The organism is Siphonobacter curvatus, assembly GCF_002943425.1.
In the GTDB taxonomy this organism is placed as follows: Bacteria; Bacteroidota; Bacteroidia; order Cytophagales; family Spirosomataceae; genus Siphonobacter; species Siphonobacter curvatus.
In genome coordinates, this window is the sequence record NZ_PTRA01000001.1 from 1,450,172 (window position 1) to 1,464,807 (window position 14,636).

General features: G+C 45.8%; 13 protein-coding genes and 1 tRNA gene. 6 read left to right on the forward strand and 8 right to left on the reverse strand.

Annotation, left to right across the window (positions count from 1 at the left end; all coding sequences use genetic code 11):
* From C5O19_RS05845 to C5O19_RS05865, 4 genes are all read left to right on the forward strand, one after another.
* Nucleotides 1-1,479 carry a hypothetical protein gene (locus C5O19_RS05845; protein WP_104710481.1) on the forward strand — a complete coding sequence of 493 codons (1,479 nt, stop codon included), beginning with the start codon at nucleotides 1-3 and terminating at the stop codon, nucleotides 1,477-1,479.
* A gap of 355 nt (nucleotides 1,480-1,834) precedes the next feature.
* Nucleotides 1,835-2,275: a hypothetical protein gene (locus C5O19_RS05855; protein ID WP_104710484.1), complete on the forward strand. Its 441-nt coding sequence runs from the start codon at nucleotides 1,835-1,837 to the stop codon at nucleotides 2,273-2,275.
* 6 nt (nucleotides 2,276-2,281) lie between these two features.
* The gene (locus C5O19_RS05860) at nucleotides 2,282-2,740 is read left to right on the forward strand and encodes a hypothetical protein (RefSeq protein ID WP_104710486.1); all 459 of its coding nucleotides are present in this window, start codon (nucleotides 2,282-2,284) and stop codon (nucleotides 2,738-2,740) included.
* Nucleotides 2,741-2,744: 4 nt separating this feature from the next.
* Complete coding sequence (locus tag C5O19_RS05865; RefSeq protein WP_104710488.1) at nucleotides 2,745-3,827, forward strand: putative phage abortive infection protein; 1,083 nt, start codon at nucleotides 2,745-2,747, stop codon at nucleotides 3,825-3,827.
* Between the two features lie 283 nt (nucleotides 3,828-4,110).
* On the opposite strand, the gene C5O19_RS05870 is transcribed toward C5O19_RS05865, so the two are convergent.
* From C5O19_RS05870 to C5O19_RS05880, 3 genes are all read right to left on the reverse strand, one after another.
* Nucleotides 4,111-5,238: a phage integrase SAM-like domain-containing protein gene (locus C5O19_RS05870; protein WP_165795945.1), complete on the reverse strand. Its 1,128-nt coding sequence runs from the start codon at nucleotides 5,236-5,238 to the stop codon at nucleotides 4,111-4,113.
* Nucleotides 5,239-5,538: 300 nt separating this feature from the next.
* A tRNA-Ser gene (locus tag C5O19_RS05875) sits at nucleotides 5,539-5,623 on the reverse strand.
* Between the two features lie 238 nt (nucleotides 5,624-5,861).
* Nucleotides 5,862-7,238 (reverse strand): cystathionine beta-synthase, encoded by a 1,377-nt coding sequence (locus tag C5O19_RS05880; protein ID WP_104710492.1) that lies wholly within the window; start codon nucleotides 7,236-7,238, stop codon nucleotides 5,862-5,864.
* A gap of 175 nt (nucleotides 7,239-7,413) precedes the next feature.
* On the opposite strand from C5O19_RS05880, the gene C5O19_RS05885 reads away from it, so the two are divergent.
* Entirely contained in the window at nucleotides 7,414-7,740 is a 327-nt protein-coding gene (locus C5O19_RS05885; protein WP_094808408.1) for a HesB/IscA family protein, read from the forward strand.
* 155 nt (nucleotides 7,741-7,895) lie between these two features.
* Here C5O19_RS05885 and C5O19_RS05890 read toward each other — a convergent pair whose 3' ends face one another.
* The 5 genes from C5O19_RS05890 to C5O19_RS05910 form a co-directional block, all read right to left on the reverse strand.
* Complete coding sequence (locus tag C5O19_RS05890) at nucleotides 7,896-8,219, reverse strand: MGMT family protein (protein ID WP_104710493.1); 324 nt, start codon at nucleotides 8,217-8,219, stop codon at nucleotides 7,896-7,898.
* Between the two features lie 9 nt (nucleotides 8,220-8,228).
* Nucleotides 8,229-8,813 carry a DUF3109 family protein gene (locus C5O19_RS05895; RefSeq protein WP_104710495.1) on the reverse strand — a complete coding sequence of 195 codons (585 nt, stop codon included), beginning with the start codon at nucleotides 8,811-8,813 and terminating at the stop codon, nucleotides 8,229-8,231.
* Between the two features lie 108 nt (nucleotides 8,814-8,921).
* Nucleotides 8,922-11,255 (reverse strand): LysM peptidoglycan-binding domain-containing protein, encoded by a 2,334-nt coding sequence (locus tag C5O19_RS05900; protein WP_104710497.1) that lies wholly within the window; start codon nucleotides 11,253-11,255, stop codon nucleotides 8,922-8,924.
* Nucleotides 11,256-11,332: 77 nt separating this feature from the next.
* Nucleotides 11,333-11,974 carry an O-methyltransferase gene (locus tag C5O19_RS05905; RefSeq protein WP_104710499.1) on the reverse strand — a complete coding sequence of 214 codons (642 nt, stop codon included), beginning with the start codon at nucleotides 11,972-11,974 and terminating at the stop codon, nucleotides 11,333-11,335.
* 91 nt (nucleotides 11,975-12,065) lie between these two features.
* Nucleotides 12,066-13,301 carry a M16 family metallopeptidase gene (locus tag C5O19_RS05910; RefSeq protein WP_104710501.1) on the reverse strand — a complete coding sequence of 412 codons (1,236 nt, stop codon included), beginning with the start codon at nucleotides 13,299-13,301 and terminating at the stop codon, nucleotides 12,066-12,068.
* A 365-nt stretch (nucleotides 13,302-13,666) separates the two neighbouring features.
* Between C5O19_RS05910 and C5O19_RS05915 the strand changes: the two genes are divergently transcribed.
* The gene (locus tag C5O19_RS05915) at nucleotides 13,667-14,635 is read left to right on the forward strand and encodes a glycosyltransferase family 9 protein (RefSeq protein ID WP_104710503.1); all 969 of its coding nucleotides are present in this window, start codon (nucleotides 13,667-13,669) and stop codon (nucleotides 14,633-14,635) included.
* The last annotated feature ends 1 nt before the right edge of the window (nucleotide 14,636 follow it).

Below are 14,636 nucleotides of genomic sequence, written 5' to 3' on the forward strand. Positions count from 1 at the left end.
ATGGAAGAACTTGAAATTACCGTAAACGATAAACAGGCCGCTTTTCTGGATGCGGTAATGAACAGAATGGACGTTCACGACGTCAAGGTAGCGGGCATGGTTGGCGGTATTGGATCTGGTAAATCTATAGCTATGTCCGATCTGGCCGCGATTATGAAAGAAGAATTGCCCAGGGCGAAAGGCCAGCTAGCCTGCCCGGTGGTTAGCCAGGCGAAACGCTCCCTGACGCCAGGGCTCCGGGCTGGTTGGCGGGACCGTTGGGGGATGGTGCCCTATAATCCGGCGACCGGCGAAGGAGAGTACGTACTTTGGAAAGAACCGCCCGCAGGATTCGACCGACCCTACCAGGAACCGGACGACTGGAGTAACTGCATTTCGTTTGCTAATGGCTTTGTCATCGAGGTTTGTGGGTACAAGCTCGATGCGGACGCCCACCGTGGACGTAATGACGATTTTGTGCTGATGGACGAAGCCCTACGTTTTAAGCGGGAATGGCTCAAGATATGTCTGGGTCGTATTCGTGCGAATGTGGGCCGGTATGACTCGAATTTACACTGGCTTTTCGCTTTCTTCTCCAGCCCACCGTATGGAGCGGAAGGGGATTGGATGTTTGAATACGAGGAACTACAACGCAAGGAGCCTAGGAAATATCATTTTACCCAGGTTATCACCCGCGACAACCTGGTATTTCTGCCACCTGGCTACATTGCAGGACTCAAGGAAAAACTCACCCCTTTGGAGTTTGAAGTGGAAGTATTGGGTAAGCGTCTTTCTCGCATTCCAAACAGCTATTACCCTGGCTTCAACTGGGAAAAGCATAGCGATATTGAGGAGATAAACGGCTGGTATGATCCTACCCAGCCGCTTGAAACTTCAGTAGATTTTAACGCACACTTCACCTCAAACACGGTCTTTCAGTCCAAGGCCAGGCTATTGAAAGGACTGATGGCTCTCTTTGTCAAGGAGCCACTGGCCAACCCACAAACAGGGGAGAAACTAACGATGGCTGAGAGCCTGGCCGTGAAGATGCTGGAGCGGCTGAGCGGCCACCAGAACAAGACGCTCTACGTCACCGGCGACCGCAACGGCCAGAACAAAAGTGCAGGCTCTACCAAGTCCATGTATGAGCTATTCGCGTCCGTTTTCGAGGCGGCTGGATGGAAAGTAATTTTGGTACCGCTCAACTACAACATGGACTTACACGAGCGTTTCCTGTTGATGCACCGGATACTCACCGAGTCAGACAAGAAGGACTACTACCTACGGATGCACCCGCAGGACTTCAAGCCCGCTATGGTGTCTATGATGTTCGCACCCATCAAGGCCGACTACACCAAGAACAAGGGTAGCGAGAAGGTGGCCAGCATCGAGCAGGAGAACGCCACGCACCTGAGCGATACAGTAGACTACTACGTCATATGGAAGTACATGGGCGGCACTAGCTACAGTGAGAGCGGGTTCGACATCGATTTCTTTTAATCGATTAACCGATAAACGACCGGGCCGACCAAGCCGCGACGTGGAGCCGACCACGTGGCGGCTTGGTCGGCCCGCCAACTTTTTAAGGGGTACCCACCCCGCCGACCGACCGGCCCAGCCCGAAATCTCAATTCAGCCATTCGAGAAAATCAAAAATGGAAATTTCCAAAATGTTATAGGGCGGGCGGAAAAGAGAGAAAAATTGAGGTTTAAATGTGTTTATGTAGGGCAAATGATTGATTAATAGATTGTTATGAAAGAATGCTTATAAAAAAGAGTGCAACTTTTTTAACAATCTGATAATGAGATTTATATTTAAAAATTCCTAGTAGCCCATATTTTAAGATTTACTGATATGTCCTATAAAGACTTGTTTACTAATCCAGCACCTTGGATATTGCTAGGAGCTCTAAGCGGTGCAATATTATACTTTAGCATCTACAAGAGATTGCCCGCAAATTTTCTCACTAATCCTGCCACTTGGGTTTTTATAGGTGCATTAGTTGGAGCAATAGGTTCCATGTCAGCATCTATACAGCAAGATATAGATGCTGAAAATCAAAAAAAGTCATTAAACGATATGAGAGATGATATTATAAAAAGACAAAAAGATTTAAATGATAAGAATGAAGAGATAAAATTAAATTTAGAAAAGGTTAATGCTTCGTCAAAGGATCAATTAGAGCAACAGAAAAAAATAAATGAAAAAAGTGAGCAAATAGCGATACTGCAAAAAGATTTACGGCTTAAGAGCGAAGAAATATCTCAAAGTATTACGGGCGGAAATGGTTACTGATTTGCTATGATTTTTGGAAACAATAGTAGTGAATTAGTTGATATATTAGTATATAACAAGGGAGAATATCCATTGCATGATTTAACTGTATCTATAATCGATGATGATATCAAGACGATACCGTATGATGGAAAAAAATCTGTAGCAGAATTCGCTAAGCAGCACGATAATTATCAGGTAAATATTAGTATAGGTAATATGGCTAAAGGCAGTGGGAGGATAATTGGACAAGTATTAGCAAATAGACATCAAGAGAAAACGTATAAGCTTTTCTTTAGTGCATTAAATGGTAATTGGACTCAAAAACTTAAATTAGCTTTTGATAAAAATGGTCACGTAGCATATGCTAGTATTGTATACAAAACAGTTATAAAAGGTAGTAAGGTTGAATATATTAAGCTTGAGGAATTGCAGCAATTTGAATATCCAAAAAGTAAAAACGAATTAAATTGGAGGTTTAACTGAACACATGGCTACTAAAAAAGAATTTAAAATGATGTCACTAGGTATGACAGTTTTAATAATATTTTGTGCCTTTTTAATTCTTAGTATGCCATATTTCCTTATTAAAAAGTCTTTTATAGGGGGAATGGATTTTACAGGAACAGGTCAAATTGGTGATACTATAGGCGGGATAACAGCACCATTTATTGGGATCGCAACGTCTGTTTTGACATTTTTAGCTTTTTTCGTTCAGTATAAATTCAATATTCAGCAGAATGAGAGAATTGATAAGCAAGATGAAGAAATCAAAATTGACAAGTTTGAAAATAGATTCTATAGCCTTTTATCTATTTTAAGAGAAAATATCGCAGAGATTTCAATTAAGGATGAGTATAAATCTAGAAGAGCTTTTGTGTATATGTTTAATGAATTTAGATTTTGCTATTATGAATTATCTGTAATCAATGTAGAAAACAGATATTGTTTATCTGAAAATGAATTGACTAATATTTCTTTTCTAGTTTTTATGTTTGGCATTGGCAATACCTCTGATGATGTTATAATTAGTATCCTAGAGCCTAGATTTAAAGATTTATTAATAAATTATCTAATGAGATTAGAACAAAAACAAGAGATATGGAGCGAGTCAATGGTTAATAATTTCGCTAATATTGAAGAACAAGATAAAGTGCCAGGGAAAATAATTTTGAAATTAAATGATGAACTAGATAGGAAAATAACTTTTATGTCAAAATATAAGCCTTTTGCAGGTCATTTGTCAAGGTTAGGGCATTATTTTAGACATTTATATCATATTGTTTCTTATGTCGAAAACTCTACATTGAGTGAAGATAATAAAAAAGACTATATAAAGACTTTGAGAGCCCAATTATCTGCTCACGAACAATTATTGCTATATTATAATTCTTATACATCTTTAGGTAGTAGCTGGCGGTCTAATGATAATGGTAAAAATTTATTATTAGAATACAAATTATTAAGAAATATTCCAATTCCATTAGCTGATTTTGGGCCAAAAATTAGAGTTGAGTATGATGAGCCAAACTATTTTGAGTGGGAACAAGTAGAAGAGTTATTTAATAGATAAATTAGACTGCTTTTATTTAGTTAATAATATATATTAAAACATGACATATAAAGAGATAATGCATTCAAATAATTTATAAGATTTGAGAAACTTCAAAAAAATATATGAATATATATAATTTAAAAAAAGGTTGGTATTTATGCCAACCTTTTCCATTTTTAAGTAGTTACCATTATGAGTATTAATAGCAACCGTTCACCTTCAGCCAGAAGGCGACCAACAAATTTACTTGTCCGGTCGCCTTTTTTGGCCTTCCGGGTCTTGTTTATCAGTTAATTAACGATCATTTAACAAGTTTATACTCTTTCGGCTTCAAACGACCTAATTCCAGAGCTACGCGGCGTTCGTCGGGCTTGCCGTAAACCTCCAAACCCCGCGTACTTTTTCGTCCTAGCATGACAGCCACTGCCTCTTTCGTCAAGCCCAGTTCATTAAGTGCCCAGTCCGTAAACGTCTTACGACCTATTTTTATACTCAATTTTGAAGCTAGAGGCTCTGGAAACTTCAAATAAGCCGCCAGTACCTTTAGCCAGTCGTTCATCGTTTTATTTGACTTTATGGGTAATTTCTCCCAGCCGCCGTATTTATCTATAATCGGGCGGACTTCATCAAAAACAGGTAATTTGGCTTTAACCTTCGTTTTTACACGTGGGTGCGTAATCCATTCCTGATCGTCAATGCCCAGATGAACCCGAAACTCGGCAAGTCGGGCCATATCTTTTAAATCCTGATAGTGAAAGCCGGTTTTACAGTATACGAAAAATACGTCGGCGACTTCCTGAAGGGCTACGTTATCAGTTTGGAAAGTTCGTACGGCCTCCAGCATTTCTGGCGTAAGGTGTAGCGGGTCTTCTAAGGCTTCGTTTTTTACTCTAAAGCCTACTAGTAAGTCTTCTTCAGCCATACCAGCACCGGGAGCCCACTTGGTTACAGCCTTTAGTACCTGGCTATGCTTACGTATGTAGCTGGGCTTATGTTTTTTTGTTCGTTCCATCCAACGCCGGTACTTTTTCAGCATCGCCACGTCGAACAGTTCCAGCGGTAGATCTACTTGTTTTTCAGAAATAAGAAAGTCAATCAGCTTTTTACGCACTTTGTCATACGTTTCAGCTGTGGATACGGTAAGATTAGGGTTTTCTACTATTTCTTCTTTATGCCACCGGCTGAAGGCTTCCAAAAATGTATAGGTGCGTTTAGGGTTGCGAAACGTCTTCTTGACGTGCTCAACGTTAAACGGTTTACCGAGTCTGAAAAAATCGTTGAAAATGGCCGTTAGCTTCATTTCGAACATTAGCAACTTTTCATTTTTAAATTGGGCTAGTGGGTCGGCTTGGCTGACTCGTTTTCCATTCCAATGATCGGAAAGGATTTTAATTCCAGTCGAGCCAATTTCTAAAGTGCGGTTATCCATTGAAATTTGACAGTATAGGGTTGAATAACCGGGAGTTTTTGAAGTGTGGCGGAAAAACGAAATTTCCATTTTTGAATACTTCATAGCGTGAACGCCCGGCGAGGCCGCCCACAATGTATGAGATTTGGTAAGATGAAAAAGCGGAAAAACAGCTAAAGGGGTGCCAGTTGCGAAAAAGGGAGGTGCCAGTAGGATATCCGAAAACGCAGGGTAAAGCCTAGGACTCAGGCAAGAAAAGGCATAAAAAAAACCAGCTTTGAAGGGCTGGTTTGGTCAAAATCAAGTCTTTTTCAAGATTTGCAGAGGGTGAGGGATTCGAACCCCCGGACCTGTTACAGTCAACAGTTTTCAAGACTGCCGCGATCGACCACTCCGCCAACCCTCTGTTTGTGAGCACAAAAGTAGTAGTTTTTGGGGCCTGTGTCAAGAGGGAGCGTGAAAAAAAATACCTTTGGATTGGGCTTTTTGTGAGTTTCAACGCGTAGATGCTTCATTTTCAAAGCTTCGACTCCGGGAAAATTTTTGATAATTTTTTGCCTTTGGTAGATGGTACTCGTTGCTGAACACTAAAAAAGGAAGCGAGTGCTCTCACTTCCTTTTCAGAACGGGTTGTAAATGGTACGCTAGTTCGTCATCGCCAGGAGCAAATCGGCCTGGGTAATGATGTGGATGCCGTTGCTCTCGTCGCGAACGAGCAGGGCTTTATTATCCTTGTCGATGAGCGAGGCCAGTACATCGATGGTGTCGTGCAGACCCACGAAGCGGAAGGGCTTCTCCATAATTTCCTGCACGGGGACTTCCTTAATGTCGGGCGATTGAATTAGTAGTGAAAGAATCGTCGATTCGGAAATACTGCCCACAAAGCTGCCGGACTCGTCTACCACCGGAATCTGACTGATGCCGTCGCGATTGAGTAAGCGGATGGCTTCACTCACTCGGGCCTGCTGGGGCAAAGAAATCAGCGTGCGACTACGCGGACGAATGCGAATCAGATCCTGAGCCGTGGCAAACGAACGACTTTCCAGAAACCCGTGGTCTTTCATCCAGTTGTCGTTGTAAATTTTATTCAGGTAACGCGTGCCATGGTCCGGGAGCAGAATTACCATCACGTCGTCTTCCTTCAAATGTTCACGGGCGTATTCCAAGGCTCCGTACACGGCGGTACCGCAGCTCCAGCCCACAAACAGACCTTCCTCCCGCGATAGCCGACGGGCCATAATGGCCGCATCTTTATCTGTCACTTTTAGAATATGATCGATCAGCGAGAAATCGACATTTTGGGGTAGAATGTCTTCGCCAATGCCCTCGGTCAGGTACGGGTAAATCTCGTTCGGGTCGAACTCGCCCGTTTCCTTATACTTCTTGAATACCGAGCCGTAGGTATCCAGTCCCACCGTTACCACGTCCGGGTTTTTCTCTTTCAGAAATTTGGCCGTACCACAAATCGTACCACCTGTGCCCACACCTGCCGCAAAGTGCGTGATTTCACCGCCTGTCTGCGTCCAGATTTCCGGTCCGGTAGTGTCGTAGTGAGCCGCCGTGTTGGAGAGGTTGTCGTACTGATTGGGGTAGAAGGAGTTCGGAATTTCCTGGTTTAGGCGTTTGGCTACCGAATAATAACTCCGGGGGTCGTCCGGCTCCACGTTCGTTGGGCATACCACGACTTCCGCTCCCACGGCCCGCAGAATGTTGATTTTCTCCTGCGACTGTTTGTCGGCCATCGTAAAGATGCACTTGTAACCTTTTGCTACGGCGGCCAGAGCCAGTCCCATACCGGTATTACCCGAAGTACCTTCGATGATGGTACCGCCGGGTTTGAGAATGCCCGCTGCTTCCGCGTCTTCGATCATCCGTAGGGCAATGCGGTCTTTGACGGAGTTGCCGGGATTGAAGTACTCCACTTTTACGAGAATAGTACCGGGGATGCCCTTGGTAACCTTATTGAGACGAACCAGCGGCGTATTACCAATGGTTTCTATGACGTGATTGTAGTAATGCATAGGAACGTACAGATTTGAGGATTCGCCGGATACGAACCGGAATATCGCGGGTGAACGAATGAAATTTAGGTACTGAAGAAACCTATTCCGGTTAACCACTGTTCCGATTTCAAGAGTAAATTTGTCCGAAGAAACCAACAATCGAAGAGAATCTCTTCTTTTTATTGATAAAACTATGGTAACCGTATCTCAAGAAGCTGCTGAAAAAATTGTAGAACTGCGTCGGCAGGATGGCCTGACGGAAAACTTCAGCGTACGCGTAGCTGTAAAAGGCGGCGGCTGTTCAGGCCTGATGTATGATCTGAACTTTGCCTCAGAACCCCAGGCGGGAGATATGATTTTTGAAGATAAAGGGGTAACCGTGATGATCGACAAAAAGTCGATTCTGTATCTGGCAGGTACCGAGTTACAATACTCCGGCGGACTGAACGGCAAAGGCTTTGTCTTCCACAACCCCAATGCTTCACGTACCTGCGGCTGCGGCGAAAGCTTTGCGGTTTAAATAGAATAGTTATTGGTTGATGGTTGGAAGTTATTGGGAACTTGGATTAGCTAGGTCAATAACTTCCAACTGTAGCTAGAGTGAATAGTTGTTAGTTCTTGGAAATCTAGGTTGAGTATACTAACAACCCAAAACCATCAACTAACAACTATCCCTTAAAGTAATTCCTCCTTCGGTGACCAGAACAGGTTTTTAAAATCCTGGATCTGGTCATTTTTTATTTGGACGCCTTCGGCTTCAAGCAGTTCCTGCATGCGATTGCCGCCGAAATGATGCTTCCCGGTCAGTATGCCGTTGCGATTAACTACGCGGTGGGCGGGTACGTCGGGAATGGTATGGCAGGCATTCATGGCCCAGCCCACCAGTCGGGCACCGCCCTTCGAACCCAGGTACTCGGCAATGGCTCCGTAACTGGTCACGCGTCCCGGTGGGATGAGTTTGACTACTTCATAAATATCCTGGAAAGCATCGGAAGCCATAGCAAGTACCTAGTTGGTTTGGTTGGCTTCCAGTTTGTCCTGAATTTCCCGGCATAATTCTTCGTACCACGCTTCGCCGTAGGCCCGAATGAGGGGATCTTTCAGGAATTTGTACACGGGTACTTTCAGGGCCGCTCCGTGTTCACAGGCGGGGGAACAAATGTGCCAGCGGTCGTAATTCAACGCATCATACTGATCGTACTTCGTAACGCGAATGGGGTAGAGGTGGCAGGAAAGGGGTTTCTTCCAAGAAATCTTGCCATCCAGATAGGCCTGTTCAATCCCGCATTTCAAGATTCCTTTCTGATCGTAAATGGCATAGGCACATTCACGGCCTTCGATCACGGGTGTCGAATAATCACCTTCCCAATCTTCCACGTATAAGCCCTGCTCTTCCACGGCCTTGATGCCATCTGCCGAAAGGTAGGGCTTCACCTGTTCGTATACTTCTTCCAGTTTAGTTAGCTCGTCGGTAGCCAGGGGAGCACCTAGGTCGCCTTCCACACAACAGGCTCCTTTGCATTTAAGCAGGTCGCAGACGAAATACTGATCTGCGATGTCATCCGAAATGACGGTATTATCAATGAGTATCATGCTCGTTTTTGTGGGGGTTCGTCCACTAAAAAAGAATAGCGGGAAAAAATTCCCGCTATCAAAATTAACAGTGTCACTGGGTGGTCCGTTCCTTCGGACCGTCAAATATTATTTGTTCTTGATTTTCAGACGTTGTCCTGACTGAATGGCTCCCTCGGCCGACAAGTTGTTCCACTGGCGAAGATCGTTCGCGGATACCTTGTACTTACGGGCAATCCCAAACAGCGTTTCGCCCGGTTCTACCGTGTGATACGTCCAGGCGTTATCCGAGCGGTTCGCGGGCAGACTACCACTCTGACTGGGACGAGGTACGCCCGAGCGTACCGCAAAGCGATCACCCACATTTACCCGGGGCATTTCCGTCAGGCCATTGATGTCGCGGAGTTCTTCCGGTGTCAGGTTGTACTTGCGGGCAATGGCAAAGAACGTTTCACCCGGCTGTACGGTATGGTATGAAGTCGCTGCCGCCGCAGGGCGTGCTGCTACAGGTTCATCGGCAACGGCTGTAGTGGGCTTGCTGGCCGGACGAGTAGCTGCCATTGGCGTACCCTTCACCAAAATTCGGTCACCCGTTTTGAGTACAGGATATGTCGTCATTCCGTTCAAATCCCGCAGATCGCTGGGTTTGAGGTCATACTTCCGGGCAATACCGTAGAAAGTCTCCCCTGGTTCTACGACGTGATAGCTGCCTTTGCTTTCAGTACGCGTAACGGGCTGACGCGAAGGGGTGGTAGGAGCGGGAGCATCCGTTTCACCGGGTGTAACGGGATACGTATTCCGCGAAGGAGCCGGACGCGGCGTAGTCGCAACCTGTGGTTCCCGCGTGGCCGGACGAGGGGTCGGCGTCGTAGGGTTAGGATTCGTAGTTACGGGAGGCCGATTCGCAGGTGCCGAGGGGTTAGCGGATGGATTACCGGATACCACCTGTCCGTTTTCATCGACGAGTACCACCCGACCCGAATTCCGCTGGGGCGGTGTAGTGGTGGTCGGTATGTTAACCGCTACTTCCGGTTGTCTGGTCGTCGCTGTATCGGGTTTCCCGGCTACTTCGATGGCTGGTTGTTCTGCTTCTTTAGGTTGTTCCGGATCGGGCAGTGGTACTACCTCAATGGCTGTTTTGCAGGGACGGGTTTTCTGTAACCACAAAACGCGGCCCGGTTGAACGGCTTCAGACTCTGATTTAATCCGGTTTTTTCTCAATAAAAACGACAGACGAATACCGTACATCTGCGAAACATCCCACAGGGTCTGTCCATGCTGTAGCGTATGGTAGGCAACCGCCGCCTTCTTATTCTTTTTCTGCATGTAATACACTTTGCCCGCCTGGATCGCATCGCTCTCTTCCATATCGTTCCGGGTCAGGAAGCGATTAGGACGAATATCAGCCCGTTCGGCGATCTTTTGGTAGGTATCACCTTCCTGAGCCAGAATACCGTCTTTACCGTTAATTTCGTAGAAGATAGGACCGTTGGACTGGCGACGGCTGGTTGGCGTAATACGGCGTAGTACCGGAAATTCTGGGTCTTTCGGTTTCGTTCGGCGAACGGCAGTCGTAGTCGGACGGCTGGCGGTAGTACTTTGTTGAGCGACCGTAGCAGGGCCCGCTTGTGCCGAAGCTACTCCGGGCTGCGAAGGATTGTTCACTACGACGAGCATGACGTAGTCGCGATCCTGCGGGATTTTAGAGCCGCCTACCCAGCGGTTATACCGACGAAGTTCTACTTCATCTACCCCCAGTTGATCGGCGATTTGCGTAAAGCTTTTGCCACCGCTGGCTTTGTATTCGTAAAAAGGCGTTTGAGCTGAACGATACCCGCGTAATTCGTTTTCGTAGACCAGCTTATGGGCTAAGCAACGAAGAATGTATCGATCCGTTTTTTCGTCGACCGTAATTTCACGGGCTCCGTTCCACTCGGCGGGTACTAGCGTACGAATGCCGCCCAGTCCCAGGTAATAGGAGTACAGCGTCGAAATCCAATTGTTAAGCGTTGTGTTATTCTTTTTCAGATAACGAGCGGCGGCTCGGGTGGAAGCGTGAATATTCTTACGCTCGTCAATCTCGTCATCCACGCGTAAGCCGAAATCCGTAGCTGTTTCTTTCTTAAACTGCCAAAAACCAACCGCATTAGAAGTCGATACGGCATCGGGAGCCAAGCCACTTTCCTGTAATACCAGGTATTTGAAATCGTTGGGTACGTTTTCTTCCGAAAGGATATTCTCGATAATCGGGAAATACAGGGCTGCCCGATCCAAACGGGTATTGATGGTGGTGCGGTTGGCCAACAGAGCGTAGACATCGGTCTGTACGATATCGCGGGCTCCGGGTTCTAAGTTTACGTTTATGTTGCTGAACGTCACTCGGGAAGGCACCTGAAAGAGTTGAGCAGAAGCAGAAACGTTCACAGCTAAACTAAATGCAACGGTAATGATACCTTTAATCATAGTTGATATGGTTAAGCGATGACTTTCGATAGATGGAAGGTGCGGGAGGGCAAATACAAGCAGGTAAAAATGGAAAATTATTTTTTGCGAACTACCATTAACCCATCCCGAATTGGTAATAAAACGTTTTCAACGCGGTCGTCTTGCTGTACTTTGGCATTAAAATCTAGCAAGCATTGGGTGTCTTTGTCCACTTTAGTCCCAGCTTGAGCCACTTTACCGCTCCAGAGTACATTATCAGCGATGATCCAGCCACCGGAACGAACCCGGTCGATGGTCAAATCGTAATACGTTGCATAGCTGGGTTTGTCGGCATCAATGAATACGAGATCAAACGTTTCATCGAGGGTAGGAATTACTTCGCGGGCGTTGCCAATCCGGTAGTCAATCTGATCCTTATAGTCCGATTCATTCAGGAATTCCCGAACGAAGGGCTCTAGCTCAGCCTTGATGTCAATAGTGATTACTTTGCCATCATCGGCCAGTCCTTCGGCAAAACACAAAGCCGAATAGCCGGTGTACGTTCCAATTTCCAGTACCACACGCGGCCGGATCATCCAGGAGATCATGGAAAGCATACGGCCCTGAAAATGACCGGAAAGCATCCGGGGATGCAGAATTTTAACGTGTGTCTGGCGGTTCAACCGTTTCAGTAACGAGGGCTCCGGACTGGTGTGAGCTTCCGCGTAAGCCTCTATTTCTGGAACTATAAAATGCATAAACTAAAAATCAATCGAAAAGGTAACCTTTTCACAAGTTAACGATAGTTGCCGGAAACCTTCCCGGCTTTTTCAACTTTCCTACCCAAAATCAATTTTCCGGAAGGAAGCTTAGGTAGCTGAATTGATCGAGCGTAAACATCTCATTGGCCAGATCCCAGAGTTGTTGAGACGTGATGGCTTTGATGTGACCAAAAAGGTGCTCAAGGGATTCGATACGGTTCATATCGAGCAAACTTTTGGCCATCATCAGCATATAACTCATGTTTCCTTCCTCAGACATGGCCAATTGGCCCATTAACTGCTGTTTCGTTACGTGTAGTTGATGGCTGGTCAACTGTTTTTCACGTAAGGTTTTGAGTTCCTTATGGATGAGGGAAAACGTTTTGTTAAGCTGACGCGGCTCGGTTCCGAAATAAATACCGAAGTAACCCGTATCGGTAAACGGGGTATACTGAGCGTCGATGCCGTAGACTAAACCGTACTTTTCCCGTACGGACAGATTGAGGCGAGAATTCATGCCCGGACCGCCGAGTAGATTCGATAGTACAAAGAAGGGGAGGCGTTTTTCATCGTTCAACGCGTACGATTGCCGACCCATGGCGATTTGAGCCTGAGTCATGTTGCGACTCATTTCCTGCTTTTGTGGCCGATAGAAGGTAGGAGCCTGACGAACCCGGTTGGTTTTGCTGGCCGGAATATCTTTTAGTAAGCGTTCAGCCAGATCTACGACTTTCTTGAAAGGCAGCTTGCTTACAGACGATACTACAATCTTCTCCGTATCCAGGTTTTGAGCAATGAAGGTTTGAAAATCCTCTTTTTTGTAACGCTTGAGGCTTTCCGCATCGCCAAGAATGTTCGCTCCGAGCTGATGACCTTCGAAAATAAGTCCGTCGAAATCATCCTGAATGGCATCCTCCGGCGAGTCGTAATACATGGAAATTTCTTCCAGAATCACGTTTCGTTCACGTTCAATCTGTTTTTCCGGAAAGACGGAATGAAAAGTAATATCCGACAGCAAGTCCAGAGCCTTGTCAAAATGCTCCGTTAGAACCGAAGCATGAAAACAGATTTTTTCCTTCGTTGTGTACGCATTCAATTCCCCACCGACATTTTCCAGTCGATTGATAATTTGCAAGTTACTACGACGCTCGGTTCCCTTAAAGGCCATGTGCTCCCAGAAGTGAGCCAGTCCCTGTTGGTGTGGCAGTTCATCCCTAGAACCAATGTCGAGCATGATGCCCACGTGAGCAATCTGCGTATGCGTAAGTTGTTTGTGTACCACCCGTATGCCGTTAGGCATGGTATGTAATTGGTAGTCTTCCATCGATAATCAGTGCACGTTTCGCCGCGAAAGGAAATCCTTCCTTTCATTCCAACATCTCTTCACTGTAAGCAAACAAGCGTTCGAAAAGAAGAGTTTAGCGGAGCTTCAATACTCAAAAGTAACGGACAATGCAGCAAAATGTTAATAGAACTTTTTTAAAATCCGTTCGGACAACCGGAAATTTTTAGTGCATTCAGGTCCTGAACGGATTAAAATTTAGGTAAAATGTATTTCTTCTGCAAATATAATACGGAAATCCTAAGCAGTTGGAAATCAAAAACTAAGGATAGAGCATCAGAGGTGCAGAAACCGAAAATCCGCTATACAGGTATCGGCTTTGCCATTTTCTTCGCGACCTTTGCTTGATGAAGATTCTGGTTATTCAAACGGCTTTTATTGGGGACGCCATTCTGGCGACATCTTTACTCGAAAAGCTTCACCATCATTACCCACAGGCTGAAATTGATTTTCTGGTACGGCGGGGTAATGAAAGTTTACTGAAAAACCACCCGTATTTGCACGAAACCCTGATTTGGGATAAAAAAGAAGGCAAATACGCGAGTCTTTGGAAGTTACTGCGTCACATCCGTGCACGGCAGTATACGTACGTTATCAATGTACAGCGATTTGCTACGACGGGCTTTCTAACCGCTTTTTCTGGAGCCGAAACGACGGTGGGTTTCAACAAAAATCCATTCAGTTTTCTCTTTACCCGCAAGATCCAACACCGATTCGATGGGCCGCACGAAGTGGAACGTAATACTGATTTAGTGGCGTGGTTTACGGATGAACGCGTATTTCGTCCCCGGCTTTATCCACCGAAACTTAGCTTTCCGCCCCAAACGCCTTACGTCTGTTTAGCTCCCTCGTCGGTATGGTTTACTAAACAGTATCCCGAAGAAAAGTGGGTTGATCTGATCCAGCAATTACCGGCTTCTTTTCACGTGTACTTGTTAGGCGGACCAGGCGATAAGGATTTGACCGAACGTATTCGGCAGGCCGCCGGCCGCAGTCAGGTACAGAATTTGGCTGGTACGCTTAGTCTGCTGGAATCCGCTGCTTTAATGCAGGGAGCTGAGATGAACTACGTGAACGATTCGGGACCTATGCATTTGTGTTCGGCGGTGAACGCTCCAACAGCGGCAATCTTTTGTTCAACCGTACCAACGTTTGGATTTGGCCCTCTATCGGATCAATCGCAAGTCATCGAAGTACAGGAACTTCTGGCGTGTCGACCCTGTGGTATTCACGGGTATAAGTCCTGTCCGCAGGGCCACTTTAAATGTGCCCGTGATATTCATACAAAACAATTACTGGATGCATTGCCAGTCTGAA